The sequence below is a fragment of the Methylobacterium sp. Leaf125 genome (genome assembly GCF_001423085.1).
In the GTDB taxonomy this organism is placed as follows: Bacteria; Pseudomonadota; Alphaproteobacteria; order Rhizobiales; family Beijerinckiaceae; genus Methylobacterium.
This window is the reverse complement of record NZ_LMNU01000014.1, coordinates 1-17,070: the sequence shown is the minus strand read 5'-3', so window position 1 is coordinate 17,070 and position 17,070 is coordinate 1. Positions and strand designations below refer to the sequence as shown.

At 66.3% G+C, this 17,070-nt stretch carries 18 protein-coding genes and 2 pseudogenes; 15 read left to right on the top strand and 5 right to left on the bottom strand.

From position 1 onward, the window contains the following. The first annotated feature begins 573 nt into the window (after positions 1-573). From ASF58_RS15165 to ASF58_RS27210, 3 genes and pseudogenes are all read left to right on the top strand, one after another. Positions 574-2,076 (top strand): diguanylate cyclase, encoded by a 1,503-nt coding sequence (locus ASF58_RS15165; RefSeq protein WP_055954015.1) that lies wholly within the window; start codon positions 574-576, stop codon positions 2,074-2,076. 278 nt (positions 2,077-2,354) lie between these two features. Then, positions 2,355-2,997: pseudogene (locus ASF58_RS25055) on the top strand (tyrosine-type recombinase/integrase). 406 nt (positions 2,998-3,403) lie between these two features. Continuing rightward, entirely contained in the window at positions 3,404-3,781 is a 378-nt protein-coding gene (locus ASF58_RS27210) for a hypothetical protein (RefSeq protein WP_244477347.1), read from the top strand. 393 nt (positions 3,782-4,174) lie between these two features. Here ASF58_RS27210 and ASF58_RS15155 read toward each other — a convergent pair whose 3' ends face one another. From ASF58_RS15155 to ASF58_RS15135, 5 genes are all read right to left on the bottom strand, one after another. Continuing rightward, complete coding sequence (locus ASF58_RS15155; protein ID WP_055954013.1) at positions 4,175-4,435, bottom strand: GlsB/YeaQ/YmgE family stress response membrane protein; 261 nt, start codon at positions 4,433-4,435, stop codon at positions 4,175-4,177. Between the two features lie 967 nt (positions 4,436-5,402). After that, entirely contained in the window at positions 5,403-5,771 is a 369-nt protein-coding gene (locus ASF58_RS15150) for a hypothetical protein (protein ID WP_055954010.1), read from the bottom strand. A 24-nt stretch (positions 5,772-5,795) separates the two neighbouring features. Then, positions 5,796-5,987 (bottom strand): hypothetical protein, encoded by a 192-nt coding sequence (locus ASF58_RS15145; RefSeq protein ID WP_055954008.1) that lies wholly within the window; start codon positions 5,985-5,987, stop codon positions 5,796-5,798. 529 nt (positions 5,988-6,516) lie between these two features. Then, positions 6,517-6,738, bottom strand: coding sequence for a hypothetical protein (locus ASF58_RS15140; protein WP_055954005.1), 222 nt, complete (start codon positions 6,736-6,738; stop codon positions 6,517-6,519). Next, positions 6,735-7,394: a sigma-70 family RNA polymerase sigma factor gene (locus ASF58_RS15135; RefSeq protein ID WP_244477346.1), complete on the bottom strand. Its 660-nt coding sequence runs from the start codon at positions 7,392-7,394 to the stop codon at positions 6,735-6,737. Before ASF58_RS15135 ends, ASF58_RS15140 begins: the two co-directional genes overlap by 4 nt. 217 nt (positions 7,395-7,611) lie before the next feature. On the opposite strand from ASF58_RS15135, the gene ASF58_RS15130 reads away from it, so the two are divergent. From ASF58_RS15130 to ASF58_RS15085, 12 genes and pseudogenes are all read left to right on the top strand, one after another. After that, the gene (locus ASF58_RS15130) at positions 7,612-9,072 is read left to right on the top strand and encodes a helix-turn-helix transcriptional regulator (protein WP_055954000.1); all 1,461 of its coding nucleotides are present in this window, start codon (positions 7,612-7,614) and stop codon (positions 9,070-9,072) included. Positions 9,073-9,163: 91 nt separating this feature from the next. Further along, positions 9,164-9,325, top strand: coding sequence for a CsbD family protein (locus ASF58_RS25900; RefSeq protein WP_156375696.1), 162 nt, complete (start codon positions 9,164-9,166; stop codon positions 9,323-9,325). Between the two features lie 57 nt (positions 9,326-9,382). Continuing rightward, a complete protein-coding gene (locus tag ASF58_RS15125; RefSeq protein ID WP_055953998.1) occupies positions 9,383-9,886 on the top strand; it encodes a CsbD family protein in 504 nt (167 codons plus the stop codon). Positions 9,887-10,014: 128 nt separating this feature from the next. Then, positions 10,015-10,935, top strand: coding sequence for a hypothetical protein (locus ASF58_RS15120; RefSeq protein ID WP_055953995.1), 921 nt, complete (start codon positions 10,015-10,017; stop codon positions 10,933-10,935). A 78-nt stretch (positions 10,936-11,013) separates the two neighbouring features. Beyond that, positions 11,014-11,217 carry a CsbD family protein gene (locus ASF58_RS15115; protein ID WP_055953992.1) on the top strand — a complete coding sequence of 68 codons (204 nt, stop codon included), beginning with the start codon at positions 11,014-11,016 and terminating at the stop codon, positions 11,215-11,217. Positions 11,218-11,282: 65 nt separating this feature from the next. Then, a complete protein-coding gene (locus ASF58_RS15110; protein ID WP_055953989.1) occupies positions 11,283-11,720 on the top strand; it encodes a CsbD family protein in 438 nt (145 codons plus the stop codon). A gap of 175 nt (positions 11,721-11,895) precedes the next feature. After that, a complete protein-coding gene (locus ASF58_RS15105; protein WP_055953986.1) occupies positions 11,896-12,354 on the top strand; it encodes a BA14K family protein in 459 nt (152 codons plus the stop codon). Between the two features lie 136 nt (positions 12,355-12,490). Next, a pseudogene (locus ASF58_RS27200) lies at positions 12,491-12,604 on the top strand (aquaporin); the annotation flags it as partial. A 242-nt stretch (positions 12,605-12,846) separates the two neighbouring features. After that, complete coding sequence (locus tag ASF58_RS15100) at positions 12,847-13,347, top strand: YidB family protein (protein WP_055953983.1); 501 nt, start codon at positions 12,847-12,849, stop codon at positions 13,345-13,347. Positions 13,348-13,450: 103 nt separating this feature from the next. Continuing rightward, positions 13,451-14,584, top strand: coding sequence for a hypothetical protein (locus tag ASF58_RS15095; protein ID WP_055953980.1), 1,134 nt, complete (start codon positions 13,451-13,453; stop codon positions 14,582-14,584). Between the two features lie 75 nt (positions 14,585-14,659). After that, positions 14,660-14,935 carry a 3',5'-cyclic-nucleotide phosphodiesterase gene (locus ASF58_RS15090; protein WP_244477345.1) on the top strand — a complete coding sequence of 92 codons (276 nt, stop codon included), beginning with the start codon at positions 14,660-14,662 and terminating at the stop codon, positions 14,933-14,935. 667 nt (positions 14,936-15,602) lie between these two features. Further along, positions 15,603-16,703: a LysM peptidoglycan-binding domain-containing protein gene (locus tag ASF58_RS15085; protein ID WP_055953977.1), complete on the top strand. Its 1,101-nt coding sequence runs from the start codon at positions 15,603-15,605 to the stop codon at positions 16,701-16,703. The last annotated feature ends 367 nt before the right edge of the window (positions 16,704-17,070 follow it).

Genomic DNA, 17,070 nt, shown 5'->3' with positions numbered 1-17,070 from the left:
AGCATATCGCGAACCTTTTACCGGACAACAGTGCGGGAACGAAGTTGGTGTGACGGCGCCCCGCTCGACAGCTTGCGGGGGAAGGGTCGCCGCGCGGGGGCAGGCTGGGAAAACGTGGCTGACGGAACGCGGGATACCGAGGACGCGGACCGCGCGTCGACGGGCTGCGCCGTCCTGTCCGGCAATACTGCGATGGGTGCGTTGTTCCGGGCCCACGAATAGTCCGCATCCCCGTTCGGGCCTTCTGAGACTTGCCCCCCCTGCCTGCGGGCCACCGGGAACCTGATGCTCAGCTCGCCTCTCACGATGCTCGTGGCCTCAGGCTCCAATCTGGGTTTTCGTCCAGGGTGCCGGGCCCGTTGGAAATGACCGCTTTTGGGTAACGCCCCAGACTTCTGGCTACGGCGTGGTTGGGGCGGGAACAGCTAGTCCGCTGTACAGCCAGTCCAGTGAATGATTCTCAGCCCGCTTCCGAGAGGCGGCCTCTCGATCCCTGTCGCAGTGATCAGCGCTCCGTCGGCTTTTGTACAGAGCGATAGGCGCTTCTTAACCCGCTCGATCCCATCAAAGGGCATGATGAGTGCGACGACTGATGAGGCCGAACGGCTCACGTGCTTAGCCGGGCTCGGAATCCTCTATACGCCTCCCGAGCAGGAGTTCGATACGCTGGTCAGCATGGCCCAGCGCCTGTTGGGTTGTCCGATAGCTCTTGTCACGATGGTCGACGAAACCCGGCAATGGTTCAAGGCATCCTGCGGACTGGACGTGAGCGAGACGCCGCGTGAGGACGCATTCTGCACGCATGCGCTGCGGGCGGACGACTTATTGATCGTTACGGACGCGACCCGAGATCCGCGCTTCGCAAGCAATCCCCTGGTCACGGGCTCGCCGCATATCCGGTTCTATGCCGGTATGCCGATCCGCATCGAACGCGCCCACGGTGCCGGTCCTATCGCTGTAGCCACGCTCTGCGTCATCGACCGAGAAGCGAGAGAGATCGACGAGGCTGGTATCGCGATACTGCGGGATCTCGCTCAACTCGCAGAGACCGTACTTGCCGCCCGTAGCAACACCATGAGCCTCGTCCGGCTCGCGGAGGAACGCCGCCGGGACCTGGAGGCGCTCGACCGCAGCAACCGCCTGCTTCACCAAGCCGAGCGCATGGCCCGGATCGGTTCATGGCGGCTCTGCTTGCGCACCCACCACACGGCTTGGTCCGACCAAACGTATGCCATCCACGGAGTTCCCGTGGGGGACGGCACGTCCCTGGAAACCGCCCTCGACTTCTACTCGCCCCAGGGACGCGCTCTGGTCGAGGCCGCGGTCGCACGCGCTCTATCGCACGGCGTGCCCTTCGACATCGAGACCGACTTCCGCAATGCGCAAGGCGAGGACTTGCGGGTCCGCTGCATGGGTGAGGTCGAGTTGCGCGCGGGTGAGCCGGTCGCCCTGATCGGGGTGTTCCAGGACATCACCGAGCGGCACGCCATGGAGCAGGCCCTGCGCCACATGGCCCAAACCGACGATCTGACGGGCTTAGCTAGTCGTAGCCGCCTTAATCTCTTCGTGGACGAGCGGATCCGCTTGGCGCGCGAGAGCGACGCTGGCTTCGTGTTGCTCCTCATAGACCTCGACCATTTCAAGGGCGTCAACGACAGCTGTGGGCATCCCGCTGGTGATGAGGTTCTACGCGTGATGGCCACAAAGCTGCAGGCGGCATGCGGCGAGAGTGGCCTTGCCGCTCGGATCGGCGGTGACGAGTTCGCACTCGTCGTAACCGATGAGACCGACTACGCCGCGCTGTCTTGGCTGCTACGAAATCTCCTCGAAAATCTGCGCCATGACGTGGAGACGGCAGGTAAGGTCATCACGGTCTCGGCTACGATTGGCGCCTGCCGCTTTGATAAGACAATCGCGAGCCGAAGCAGCATGATGAAAAAAGCCGATGAAGCCCTCTACCGGGCCAAGAACTGGCAACGCGGATCGGCTGCCATCGCTGGCGATGAGGCCGCAGTCTGGCCGGCACCCGAGTTCGTAAAGCGAGGCATGGCCGATCGCTTGTTGAAAAGCGCTTGAACGCAGCCTGACCAAGCTGGATCAATCCTCCTCCCAATCAGGGTCACAACAATGTCCTGACAGCCCCGAAATTTGTAGCCTGCGGCACCTGCCCGCGTCCGCTTCCGAGGACTGCGTGAGCTACCTGCTGCGGCGACATTGGGTCGGACGCAGCAGGGCTGCATTTCAAGTCTGGCAGCTGCGTGGCACACATCCCGAACGTCTAACCGGTAATATGCAGGCTAAGTCCGCAGCACCCCTTCTCTCTCTGCCGGCATGGGCCGGTTGGGAGATGAGAGATGGGACATTCAGAGCACGACCCAGCCTTCAAGAGCCGCCGACCGCCGCCGACCGTGGAACGCAGGACGGAAGCTCGGCGCCAAACGCGCGCTCAAACCACAACAGGTTTGGGCCATCCGTTTCTGGCTCGACGGAGAGCGGCGCGTACGCGACCGGGCCATGTTCGACCTCGCCATTGATAGCAAGTTGCGTGGTTGTGACATCGTCAAATTGAAGATCGGCGAGCTTGTCAGCGGCGGGCATGTACGGGCGCGCGTCATCGTCGTTCAGCGAAAGACTGGGTCGCCCGTGCAGTTCGAACTGCTTGAACCAGCACGTACCAGCATTTTGACTTGGTTGGGGTGCCGAGGGGGCGGGCTTGACGATTACGCCTTTCCAAGCCGGATCGACCACGAGGCGCACATAAGCACCCGGCAGTACGCCCGCCTGGTAGATGAATGGGTGACGGGCATAGGGCTACGGCGCGAGGACTACGGCACACATTCTTTACGCCGTACAAAGGCGGCATTGATCTACAAGCGAACCGGCAACTTACGCGCTGTGTAGATTCTGCTTGGGCATACGAAAATCGAGAGCACGGTACGCTACCTTGGCGTGGACGTTGAAGACGCGCTCGCTCTGGCGGAAGCGACCGAAATCTGAAGCCCGGCCTCCTCAACGGCAATGTGGCGTGGACGTTGAAGACGCGCTCGCTCTGGCGGAAGCGACCGAAATCTGAAGCCCGGCCTCCTCAACGGCAATGTTGAGGAGGCCATGCAGGCTCCAGGAATGCAGCGCACCTGAAGCAGTCGTTTACCCCGACATGATGCCGTCCCAGATATAGGCGTTCTCGAACCAACCCAGCCTTTCCGCCCCGGGAGGATTTCTGCCAGTCCGGTTTCGGGCTTTAATATTGGAACAGCGGACGTTGCCTCCGCGAGGGGCGCTTGGCATCCCTGCGCCTTCAACGGACTGGACCTGTGGAAGCGCGCCAAGAGCGAGGCCACCCAGAAGCTCGTGCACGAACGCGACGAGGCCATGGCCCTGCGCAGGGAGGAAGCTCAGGACCGTGAGCACCTGCTTGGCATCATCGAGACGCTTCAGGCCGAGAACGCCGTTCTCCAAGGCCAAAGGCGTCACCGCCGACCAAAACGGCGAACGCCTCCAGAACCGGCTGGTGAAGTCAGAGAACCAACCCGAACGCTTTCGGGCCGAGGAGTTCTGGGACCGTGTCATGCATGAGGTCCACGACATCATCCCGGACGGGAGCGCCATGACCCCGGCGGAGATCCTTCCCGAAATCCGGACTTGGACTGTACGTGGCGCCGCCCTGCACAGGGAGCCGCTAACCCTTGGCGTGCTCAAGAAGAAGATGGACCTGCGCGTCACGCACGGAAAATACTTCGCGCCACCACGGGAAGGCCGCTACATCCACAAGGCGGAATGACTCCTCGAACAACGTCCGTTACGGGGCCATCGCATCACCGGGTCGAAGCTCGGTCCGGCCTCGTCGATTTCCAGGCATCTCGTGATCGTACGCGCTCGCGAGCGAAAGGGGGGACACGGCTTCGGCGTGTGCCGTCCTGGGATGCGAGTGCGGACTGCTCGCCCTGGTTCGGCACCTGGCTCGCGAAGGCGCGGCACCCGGCCCTACACACATTGGTGACCAGCCACGCAAAAGACGATGAACCTTTCCAGCGATGACGCCGAGCGATAGCCGCCCTGTCAGGACCTGAAGCTATGTCGAACCTCCCCGCTTCGGCGCCGCTGTCCTGCGAACCGTCGGGGGCACGGAAATTGATCGCTTCGGCCAGCGGCGGCCGAAGCGATGTTGGAGGTGTCAGAGGACTCGGCGACGGCCGACTAGGGCATGGTAGAGCCAAAGCACGATGACGGCGCCGACGACAGCCACCAGCAGGCTGTAGAGGTTGACGCCGGATACGCCGGGCTGGCCGAACTGGTTGAACAGAAAGCCACCGACAACCGCGCCGACGATGCCGAGCAGGATGTCGACGATCAGACCCTGACCACTGTTGTTGACGATCTTGCTGCCGATGAAACCGGCGATCAGGCCGAGTACGATCCAGGCGAGTATGGACATGTGTGGTCTCCGGGCATGGGCGGCGGGTCGGTGCCGAAGCCGCTCGATAGGACTGGGATTCTGATTAGGTCGGGAACGGGCTCGGCGGCGACGATGGCGCGGCGCCGGTCTGTAGTGGCTGGATCGAGGGACGTTTCAGACACGCGACAAGTGTTTCGGGCTGGTGATGTTCCGCCGATGTCGATGTACCCGCATAGAAATTTCACGTCGTCGATTTCGTCCAGGGTTAGGGATCCTCACGATGTCGGGTCGATGATTGGCCATGGACGACGAAGCGTCCGGCGTTCCGTGGCAGACGACCGGCTGCCTGGGGACTGCGCCCCGTATTCCTGAGGGGGGGCCTTCCGCGGTAGCTCAAATCTGTGGGCGCCTTCCTCGGAAGCTCTTGGCCGTAGCCGAATGCGAGCACGGCCGGCAGGTCAGGAAATCGGCGCGGTAACGGCTTGGCCGGAAAAGGGCGCCCGGTACGAACCGAACGCCCTTGCTTAGGGGGCCGTCAGCTTACCAGCGGTGATGCCAGCCAACGTGGCGGTAGCCGCCGTGCCAACCCCACGGACGGTGATATCCGACATGGCGATAACCGCCCCAACGGTGCCAGCGGGGGCCGTACCAGCCGACCCGGCGATATCTATAGACGACCGGCCGCACCACGATGGGGCGATAGACGACGTTCGGACGGCAGTACCCATAATATCCTCGGTGGCTACCAGGTCCGCACCCGTCGCGGGCTTCGGCGGCACCGGCCGTGGCGGCAATCGTACCGAGGGCAAGGACGGCTGCGCCAGCTAGTTTCAATCGCATCTGCATCTCCTCTGTTGCGATAGGATGCGAACAAATAAGACCCGGAAAGCGTTGCTTCTATTATCACAGAATTTTGTATCGAATTGTATAATATGCGGCAGACAGGGCGGAGTTTAGTTCACATCCATCAGTCTTTCGCAGGATGGCGTCAGTGCGTTCTCTGTGATTACCCTGCCTTGCTCGCCGTCCAGCGGCCGCGGCAAGGGATTGGACCGGAGAGGTTCCAGCGGCCGGCTCCCGCGGCTGACCGGAGGCGGCCTTCGACGGCGATGTCGGCAAGCCCGCTTTTTATGGAGCCGATGAGGCGACCGTCCTTGCGCACGCGTCCCGATGCATCGGCCCCGCTGCCGCTCGCGTCATCGACGACGCCGTCACGAATGACGATGGGATACCGGTAGGGACCCGTGCAGCCGCCGTCCTCGACGGTGGCGGTGACGGACCATTGCCCGTCGAAGCCCGCCTGCGCTGCGGCCTGCAAAGGCACGGCGCACGCGATGCCCAGGCACAGCGCGGCGAACTTGGGATGGGATGACATCAATTCCTCTCCAGGGCCTGCCCGCTAAACGGGTGGCACGGTGTCGTCCTTATCCTGCGCGAGGTATCGGACCATGAGCTCGCCCGTTGCCCGGGCCGCATAATCCGCGACCGGTTCTCCGGCATGGGGCGGTATGAAGTCGCTGATCCGCAGGCCGCCCAAGGTCTCCAGGAGCTCGCGGCGGGCCATGCCGGACTCGATGGCTTCCTGGATCACCTGCGTCTCGTAGTCCTCCCGGAACGCGCTCAGCCCCGTCGTCCCGGGGCGGTCGGCTCCGCCGCCGGCCGTTCGAGACCGATACCGGGCCCTGGCGACTCGTTCGGAGGAGTTTCCTCGTAGGGCGCGGACGGCTCGTCCGACCCGAGCGGACGCTCGCCCGGGAAAGGCCGCGGCGGCGACTCGGTGAGGTCGTCCGCCCCGGGTGTGGGTTCAGGCGCGCCGGGATTGGCCAATCTGGGATCCTCCAACCTGTTCGTGACGGGTGGCCTACGGGCCGAACGTGCGCCCGGAGCGGCACAACGCCCGGCCCTGCGGCCATGCCGGACCTGATCGGGGGGACTTATGAAGCCCGGCATAACTCTTGTATTCGCTCGCCGTTCGCACCGACCCGTTCGGCATTGACCGGGAGATATGACCGTCTCGGAATCGCTCAATGATGCAGACGCATCATTTTGCCGGGGTAAGACCTGGTAAAATGCAGTCTCCGTGGCGCCCTCACCGAGCCGTGTTCGATGAATAGCCCCGCTCAGGACGAAGTCTTCGTCGTCGCCGGTAAAGCGTATCCGGCCAGGGTCTCGAAGTTACCACCGTATCCGAGCGCGACGGCCTTCCAGAACGCCAGCCGCTGGTCGGGCGCGCGTTCCCTGAGGTAGCTGTCGAGAGCGGCTTGCACCCGCGCTGCGACGGGTGCCGGATCGAAGGGCGGGACGGTTCCGTCGGCATCCGGTGCAGGCGTTTGCGCCGTCATGACAGGTCCAGGGCGATGGCGAGGCGTTCCCGCGCCCGGCTGACCCGGCTCTTCACGGTGCCGACCTGGCAGCCGAGGATGGCGGCCGCGTCCTCGTGCCGGAGCCCATCCACCGTCACCAGCAGCAGGGTCTCGCGCTGCTCCGCGGGAAGGTCATCCAGGGCGGCCTGCAACTCGAACAGGGCCATCCGATGCTCCTGGTCCGGCGCCGAGGAAAGCGCGCCTGCGAATACCCCGTCGACGTCCTCGACCTCGCGTCGCAAGCGCTTGCGCTGGTTAAGGTGCGTATTGCGCAGGATCGTGAACAGCCACGCGACGAGGTTGGTGCCGTCCTCGAACTGGGACCTGCGCTCCCAGGCCCGCATCAGGGTCGCCTGAACCATGTCGTCGGCCTCCGCGGCGTTTCCGGTGCGAACGAGGGCGAAGCGGCGCAGGCGCGGCACGAGGGCGATGATCTCTTCGCCGAACGCCTTCGTGACCTGTCGCTCCGCCTCGGCGTCGAGCAGGGCGGCCCTGAGCCGAAGCAGCACCCGGCCGAGCCGCGTGTCAGGGTCGACAGCGTCGGTTCTCGGGATGAGCTCGTCGAGTTTCCGTCCGATCAGATCCTGGACATGGCGGGGCAATCCCTCGCCAGGCGAAGGTTCGTTGGAGATCATGCTTAAGTACACGCGAGGAGATTCAACCTTCTCCCGGTCGTCGACCGGATCTGTCCGCCCCTCTACGGTAGAAAACACGTAGCGGTTTGTGGCTGATCGTTCACGTTCACGTCAATGATCCAGATATACCAGCCATTCGCTCGCTCGCATCGGAACCGTTTCCCCAACCGCCTGTTGCGGCCGTGCTTGATCCAAGCAGCAGGGAAGGTGGTCGAAGGTGACGGTTGGCGTCGACAGGCATGAGCTTCGGCAGATCATCGCCGGCCTGAGCGAGGGCGTAATCCTGGTCGAGCCCGACCAGACCATCGCCTATGCCAACGAGGCAGCGCTCGCGATGCATGGTGCGGAGACCGTCGACGAACTCGGCGAGACGGTGGACGCCTATCGCGAGCGCTTCGCCCTGCGCTACCGCAACAACCACACCCCGAACCAGTATCCGATGGAGCGGGTCGTCTCGGGCGAGCGCTTCCACGACGTCATCGTCGACGTGAAGCGGACCGACCGGCCCGATGTTGATTTCGTCCACTCCCTGCGCAGCCTCGTCGCCACCGACCGGGAGGGCAATCCGAGCTGCCTGGCGCTGATCCTCAAGGACGTATCCGAGCAGTTCGAGGCCGAGGAACGGTTCGAGGCCACCTTCAACGCCAATCCGGCCCCGGCGGTGATCTGCCGGCTCTCGGACCTGCGCCACGTCAAGGTCAACCTCGGCTTCCTGGAGATGACCGGCTACACCCGCGACGCCGTCATCGGCCGCAGCGTCTACGAGGTCGACGTGCTGGCCGGAGCCCGTAGCCGCGACCTGGCGATTTCCAGGCTCAACAGCGGCGGCACGATCCCCCAGATGGAGGCATGCCTCGACCTGCCCGACGGGGGCAGCCGCTACGTCATCGTCGCCGGCCAGCCCATCGAGTTGGGCGACGAGCCCTGCATGCTCTTCACCTTCGCCGACCTGGACCTTCGACGAAAGGCCGAGACGGCCCTGCGCCAGAGCGAGGAACGCTTCGCCAAGGCGTTCAACCTGACTCCGGTGCCGACCCTGCTGGCCCGCGCCGACGGCTTCACCATCACGGGTGCGAACGAAGCCTTCACCCGGGTGTTCGGCTATGGCGCGGATAAGGTGTCCGGACGCTCGCCCGCTGACCTCGGCCTCTGGGCCCACGAGGCTGCCCGCATCAAGTTCGAGTCGGCGGTGGCGCGAACCGGTTTTGTTCTGGGCCTGGAGGTCTGCCTCAAGCACGAGGACGGCGCCAACTTCGATTGCCTGGTCTCGGCCGAGCGGGTCGAAATCGGTTCCGAGACCTACGCCCTGTTGGTTCTGCAGGACATCACCGAGCGCAAGCGCACCGAGCGCGAGATGTTCGAGGCCGTCGAGGCCGTGATGGCCGACACCTCCTGGTTCAGTCGTGGCCTCATCGAGAAGCTCGCCAACCTGCGCCGGCCGGGCACAGACCACAAGGACGGCATCGTCCCGAACGTCTCGGTGCGCGAGCGCCAGATCCTCGACCTGATCTGCCAAGGGCTCGGGGACGACGCCATCGCCACGCGGCTCAACCTGTCCAAGAACACGGTGCGAAACCATTCGGCGTCACTCTACCGGAAGCTCGGCGTCCACAAGCGCTCCGAGGCCATTGTCTGGGGTCGGGAGAACGGGTTCCCGTTTACCGAACCAAGCAAATAAAATCACTCAACTGGTACATCTGCATCATTGCTTGCCGGGATGGGCGGGCCACTTGATGGGTGTGTCAAATGCCTAGGCTTTGGAGCATCCCGTGAGCGCGCAGAAGACGGCCGACACCTCCGACAAGATCAAAGGCTCGATCAAGGAAGCCATCGGAAAGTTGGTCGGCGACCCGAAGTTCGAAGCCGAGGGCAAGTCTCAGCTGAAATTACCTAAGTCCGATGTGAAACCAAAGACCCCTTCTCAATCGTAGCTTTGGTCATACGTCGTACCTAACGAACACAACTGAAATCTGAACAGGACAAACATCATGGTTGATACGGATCGCATCACGGGCGCCGCCAAGGAACTCGGCGGCAAGGTGCAGGGCACGGTGGGCGACCTCACCGGCTCGAAGCGGGACTCGGTCGAAGGCCGCGCCCGCGAGGCACAGGGCGCCGCGGAGAACCTCTACGGTCAAGCCAAGGACACCGTGCGCGACGCCGCCGAGCAGGTCGCCGACACGGCCCGAGACATCGGCGGTAAAGTTCGCGACACGCTCGGCAACCTGATCGGGTCCGACGACGTCGAGGACCGCGCGCGCCGCGCCCAGGGTGCCGCCAGCGACACCTACGACCGCGCCGAGCGTTCCGTTCGCGGCGCCGGCCGCGAGGCCTACGACCAGGCCGAGGACGCTTACGAGAACGGCGGCCGCTACCTGCGCGAGGGCGGTCGCGAAGCGACCAGCCAGATCGCCGCGCATCCCGTGGCCGCCCTGCTCGTCGCCGGCCTCCTCGGCTACGGCCTCGGCCTCCTCATCCACCGCCGCGACTGATCTCGCCGCGATTGATGGGTCCTACCGCGCCGGGACTGCGCGGTCGGACCTAAGAGTTCCCCCCCCCCCCGACTGACCTCTCGAACGACCGAACGACTCGGACGACCGACCACCCGGAGTACCTCTACGTGTCCACTTCCCCCCTTCTCGCGACCTCTTCCACGGCGGCTTCGGCCGACACCCGCACCGTCCTGCTGAACCAGGTTTCCTGGGGCGCGATCTTCGCCGGTGCCGTCACCGCGCTGGTGACCCAGGTCATCCTCAACATGGTCGGCGTCGGCGTCGGCCTGTCCAGCGTCGGAGCGAACGCCGCAGACAACCCGGCCGCCTCGACCCTGTCGCTCAGCGCCGGCATCTGGTTCGTTGGCTCGGGCATCGTCGCGGCCCTCGCGGGCGGCTTCATCGCCGGTCGCCTGTCTGGCAAGCCTGTCACCGGTGCGGCCGGACTGCACGGCCTGGTCTCCTGGGCGGTGACCACCCTGGTGGTGCTGTACCTGCTGACCTCGGCGGCCGGCGGCCTCATCGGCGGCGCCTTCTCGGGCGTGACCAGCACGCTGGGCGGGGCCGGCTCCCTCGTCGGTGGCACCGTCCAGACGGCGGCCCAGGCCGCGGCTCCCTCGCTGTCCAAGATCACCAACCCGCTCGACGGCATCGAGCAGTCGGTGCGCAACCAGGCCGCCGGCCAGGATCCGCAGGCCGCCAAGGACGCTGCCGTCGCCGCCATCCGCGCCCTGTTCACGGGTGATCCCGCTCAGAAGGCGCAGGCCGAGAACCGCGCCGCCGCCGCGCTCGCCAAGGCTCAGAACATCCCGGTCGATCAGGCCAAGGCCCAGATCCAGGACTACAAGAAGCAGTACGAAGAGACCGTCGCCACCGCCAAGGTGAAGGCTGAGCAGGCGGCCGTCGTCGCCAAGTCCGCCGCCACCCAGGGCGCCTTCTACGGCGCGCTCGCCCTGATCCTCGGCGCGCTCGCCGGCTTCTTCGGTGGCCGCCTCGGCGCCCCGAAGCTCCACACCCTCGCCGACGCCTACGACGCCCGTCGCGTCTGAACCGTTTCCCGGTCGGTCACCGAGACCGGCCGGCCTCCTCATCGAAGCCCACCTCAACCGAACCCAAGGAGACATCCCATGAGCAGCACCACCGACAAGCTGAAGGGCCTCGCCAACGAAGCGGCCGGCAACGTCAAGCAGGCCACCGGCAAGGTCACGGGCAACGACAAGCTCGTCGTCGAGGGCAAGGCCCAGGAACTCAAGGGCGAGGCTCAGCGCACCGTCGGCGAGGCCAAGGACGGCGTCGCCTCGGTCGTCGACAAGGTCACCGGCAAGCACTGAACCGAGACGGCGGTGGCCCGCTCGGGTCCCGTCGCCTCCATTGAATTCGTACGCAGGATAATCCCATGAACGGAGACCAGTTCCGCGGCGCGTCCCGCCACCTCAAGGGTCGTGCGCAGACCGCCGTCGGCGGCATCACCGGTGATCCGGCCCGTCAGGTGCGCGGCGCTGTGAACCAAGTCGCAGGCGGCGCGCAGTACGCCTACGGCCGCGCTCGCAACCGGGCCGAGGATCTCATCGACGACGGACGCGACATCGCCCACGAGGTTCGGGATCGTGCCGGCAACCTGGTCGAGGACGGCCGTCATCTCGTCGACGAGGCGCGCGACCGCGCGGGAAACCTGATTGCGGACGGACGCGACCTTGCCCGTCATGCTCGTAAGCGCGGCACCACATATGGCCGCCAGGCCGTCCGCTACGCCGACGACAACCGTACCTCCGCCCTGCTCGGCCTCGCCGCCGTCGCCTTCGCGGTGGGCTGGCTGTCCCGCTCCAAGCGCTGACCCACTGACCTCGGAGATCACTCCATGATCCGCAAGCTTCTCACCGCCTTCCTCCTCCCGAAGGTCATCGCCTACGTCAGCCGCCGTTTCGGCGGCCGTTCGGCCACCCCACCAAACCGTCGGGGCTACTGACTTTCCCCTTCCGCGTGAAACCGATTCAGGAAACCTATCCACGATGAAGCTGACCCTTGCCCTCGCCGCCACCGTAGCAGCCACCCTCGTCGGCCTGCCGGCCCATGCCGCACCGGCCTCCGCAGCGCCTATCGAAGCGCTCGTCCGCGGAGACCTGCCGACCGATTACGTGCAGTACCGGCGCTTCGGTCGCCGTCATGGCTGGCGCGGTGGACGTGGCTACGGGCGGGGCTATGGGCGGGGCTATGGCTCCGGTCGCGGTTACGGCTATCGCCGCGGACCTGGCGTCGGCGCAGCGGTGGGCGCGGGCGTTGCCGGCCTCGCGGCGGGTGCCATCATCGGCGGCGCCATCGCCAACTCTCAGGCTCAGGCTGCCCCGGTGGTCGTGCAGGGCGGTCCAGGTCCCGAGGCAGTTGCAGCATGCGCCCGCCGCTTCCGGTCCTACGACGCGTCGAGCGGGACCTACCTCGGCAACGACGGCGACCGTCACACCTGCCCGTAACCATCCAGACCACCGGGCCCGCCACGGTGGCGGGTCCGGTGCCACGACGGAATAGCTCCCGGACGACTCGCGGATCCGAGGATGTCTCGTATTACTGACACCCCGCAAACATCCGTGAACTCGATCCGAAAGCTGAACGTCCAACCCGGCCCGCAGCATCGGCCTGGCCCTGTTCGCCGGCTGGGCGGCCATCCAGCAACTCTGGCTGTTCGTCGTCGCCCTCCTGATCGGCGGTGCCGCCGCTGGTCTCTACGCCTCGATGCGTGCCCTCGACCCCGTGCTCCAAATGCCCGAGCGGCAGGGTCTGCAGGCGCTGGCGGGCGAGACCGAACAGCGGATGGAGAAGGCCGGCATCAAGCCGACCGAGTTCTAGCAGCCCGCTCCCCCACACCTGCCTGGCGTGATGCCAGACAGGATTACGGTCGCCGGCGCGGCGGCCGAGCCCCCGCGGGCGGACACCCGTCCGACCCTCACAACCGACAAGGACGACCGATGAGCAAGGGCTATCCCTCGATGACCGCGCTGCTCGGCCTGCTGGCCGTGGCCGGATACCAGAACCGCGATAAGCTCGCCGAGCTCCTGAAGGGCCACGATACACCGTCCAGCCCCTCCCTGAGCCCGAACCACGGCACCGTTCCGCCGATCCCGAACACCGCCTCCAACACCAGCTCCACGGGCGGCATCGGCAACCTCGGCAGCCTCCTCGGCGGCCTCGGCACCGCCGGCGTCGGCGGCCTGATCGCCAGCGGCCTCAGCGAACTCGTCGACCACTTCACCAAGGGTGGCCACGGCGAGACGGCCAACTCCTGGGTCAACCAGGGCACCAACCGCGACATTCCCGAGGCCGACCTCGAACGCGCCATCGGCTCGGACACCCTCGACCACCTGACCCAACAGACCGGCCTGAGCCGCAGCGCGCTCCTGTCCCGCCTCTCCCGCGAGCTGCCCTCGGCCATCGACCGCTACGCCGCCGACGGCCGCCGGCCAGCCTGACGCCACGACGCGGCCGGTGCCTTCGGGCGCCGGTCGTACACGACGCCGGGCGATGCCGCGCCGGGGTTCGATTCACCACCATCCCCGACATCGCGAGACCCCCATGGCCATCGACTACCGTTCCGAACTCCGACGCCCCTTGCCCTTCAGCCTCGCGGTCGTGGCCGTGGTGCTGCTGGTCTGGCTCATCGTCGCCTCCATCGCAGGTGCGCGTCAGCGCAGCGCCCGTGACCACCGCATCGAGGACCTGCAGGCCCAGCAGACGGCGCTCCGTACCGACCTGGACAGGCAGATCTCGACCGCTGGCACTCTGACTTCGCTCCAGGCCAAGATCGCCACCGCCCAGCAGCAGGACCAGCAGGCAAGCAAGGCAGCCGAGGAGGCAAAGTCCCGCGCCGCGACCCTGACCAAGGAGCAGCAGGCCTCCGAGGCCAAGGCGACCGAGGCGAAGAAGACGGCCGAGGCCGAGACGCAGAAGCTCATCGAGCTCCAGTCCCAGGTCACGCAGGCCGAGGGTAAGCTGGCCCCGTTGCGCGAGGCCATCACCACCGCGGAGAAGGCCGCCGTCGACAGGACGCAGGATCTTGCCGAGGTCGGACGCCGCCTTGAGGACGCCCGGGTGCAGGAGGCCAAGCTCCGCGCCGATCTCGCGACCATGACCCAGGAGGCGACGGCCAAGACCGCCGACCTCGCCAAGGCCGAGGAGCGCCAGCAGAACGCCCGCGAGGCCGCCGCCGCCGCTCAGAAGGAACTGGCCGACGCGCGAACCGCGACCGATCAGGCCGCGAAGCAGCGCACGGACACCAGTCAGGCCGTCGCTGGCCTGACCGCCGACAAGGACAAGCTCACCGCCGAGATCGAGCAGGCCAACCGCGACGCCCAGCAGGCCCGCGATGCCCTCGCGAACGTGCGCAAGGAGCTTGCCGAGACCCAGGCGCAGCGCGACCGCGTCGTGTCCGAGCGGGGTCAGGCCGAGCAGGCGCTGCAGAAGCTCTCTGCCGACCGCGATGCCGGCACGGCCGCCGTTGAGGCCCTGCGCAAGCGCCAGACCGACGCGCAGGGCGAGCTCGCCACGCTGACCGAGACCCTGGCCACCCGCAACAAGGAAGCGGCCGCCATCAACGAGCAGCTGGCCTCGGCCCGCCAGGATCTGAGCACCACCCAAGCAAAGCTCGCCGAGGTCCGTCAGCAGCTCGCCAACCCGCCCGCCGCCGCGCCTAGCCAGCCGGCCCGCTGAGACGACGGCGACCCACGCAGGCAACCACCCGCGTGGGTCGTCCATCCCGGCCCAACCGCACGAAAAGATTGCACGATGAACATCCGTATCCTCGCCCTGACATCGCTTGCCATCGCAGGCGCCCTGGTCGCGTCCCGGCCATCCACGGCGCAGGAGGGTCCCGAGATGGAGGCCATGCGGGCGAATTGCGGGGGTGATTACCTTCGCCTGTGCGCCGGCATGAAGCCGGGCGGGCCGGAGGTGAAGGCCTGCTTCAAGCGCAATCGCCAGAATCTTTCGCCGGGATGCTCCGGGGCCATCGCCGCCTACGAGCGGTCCCGTTCCGGATCGTCCAGCGAGGCCGACGACTAGCCGTACCGACAACGAGAAAGGGTGCCTCGGAAAGCCGGAGGGCGCGGCGCCTCTGCCCAGGGGCGTGTTCCAGGGCATCCGCTCCGACCGAACGAATGCCCGATGACCGGGAGCCCCGGACGGTGATCACGGCTGCATGGGAGACGACAACACCTTGCTGACCCGCCTGAGCCGCGCCTTCCTCCAGGTGTTCCCTGCCATCCTTCTTGTCGTCGTGGGATTACTCGCAGCCCTGTTCCGTAGACGTGGCGGTTCCCGAAAGGGGGCGACGACGCTCGTCCCGGTACCCGCCAGGCAAACTGCGCCTCCGGTGCGTCGCCGCGGGGCTGCCATCGCGCTCCTTGCCCTCCTCATGGGGATCGGGCTGATCCTGACCTTGGTCGGCGGTGATGGCGCCCTTTGGCGGCTCGGATCACCACTCCCGCCCTCGAACGGCGAAGGCGGGCGACCGGTGGCGGCCCTATCGCGGCCAGAGGTCGACGCCAGCAGAAGAAACACCTCGGAAGCGGTCGCTCCGGATGGACCGGCGATTGAACGGACGCCGGGCGAACCAGGCGTGGCGATGGCTCCCGGCGCCCCTGACCCAAGTTCCCCATCCTTCGATACCATCCGCGTCGAGCCGAACGGGGAACTCGTCGTCGCCGGGCGAGCGACGCCGAACGGTACCGTGGAGCTCTTAGTCGACGGCAAACCCACCGCCCGGGCGGTCGCCGATGGGAACGGCCAGTTCGCCATCGTCCCGCCGGCCCTCCCGGCCGGCAACAGCGAGGTCGGCCTTCGGGCCACCGATGCGAAGGGCATTGTTCGCCACTCGCGGGACAGCGTCGCGGTGGCGGTCGCGCCATCGCACGATGCCAAGCCGTTGGTTGCCCTGACCTCGCGCGACAAGGCGACCGTGGTGCTATCGCAACCGGGTTCGTCACGGACGGTGATCCGCTCGGTTCCCGATGCCGTGTCCACTCGACGGACGACGGCGGACGCCGCATCCAAAGGGATCGGGTCCCGCTCCTCGGAGGCGCCTGAGGCCCCACCACCGGAGCGGGCGGTCGTGACGGGATCGGCGGAGGCCCCCACCAAGGTCGTCAGCGTCGATGCGCAGGAGGGCGGCCGGCTGTACGTCAGCTGCCAGGCTCCCGCCGGTGCGACCGTACGGCTCTACCTCAACGATACCCTGATCACCCCCGCCACGGTCGGTCGGGACGGCATCGTCACCTTCACCATCGGTCGAGGCGTCAAGCCGGGGGATTACAAGATCTGGCTCGATCAGGTCGATGCCGCCTCGGGGAAGGTCCACAGCCGCGTGGAGGTACCCTTCTCGGTTCCTCATGACGCCCGGATCGCCGGGACGGGCCGTTCGGTCCCGGCACCACCCGAGGCATCACCCGGCGGACAGGTGGCGTCGAACGCGTCCCAACCAGCGGCGGTCGGGCGGCAAGGCGAGAACCAAGGCACGTCTGAGGGGTCTCGGGATTCCATATCTGGCACGTCGGCGCCCAAGCCATCATCGGATACTATGAGCGATCCGCTCAGACCCAACGCCATCCCCGGCGCCGTCTACGTGCCGGAGGTGAGGACCGCCCGGATCGAGCGCGGCGACAGCCTTTGGGCGATCAGCCGGCGGACCTACGGCGAGGGCGACCGGTACACGGCGATCTACGACGCCAACCAGGACCAGATCCGCGACCCGGACCTGATCTATCCCGGTCAGGTCTTCGTGCTGCCGGCCGAGGACGCCATCGATGCCGGTCTGGGCGAAAAACGCGGCTGAGGAGAATCAACCCATGACCAAATTCACCAAGGCCGTGACCTATGTCCTCGCCGCCGCGGCCGTCTTCATGCTCGTCATCGTCGTCCTGCAATCGACGAGCATGCTGGCGAGTTCATGAGGGCGTCGATGGCCTGGAGGTTCCTGCCACGATTGGGTTCGGTCGGTAGCATGCCGAGATAGGTCCTGTTCGAACCTGATGGTCTTTGGTCCTTACGCTGACGGCCTGGTGTAGGAACGGTATCGTCGCAAGGATGTTTCTGGTCCCTCAGAGTCCGTCCGATAAGTCATGAGGCGCGTCCTAGCCGTCGAACGAGGATCATGACGGCAGCGGCGTAGAGGAAGGCTTGGGCCGAGGCGAGGGTCGCCT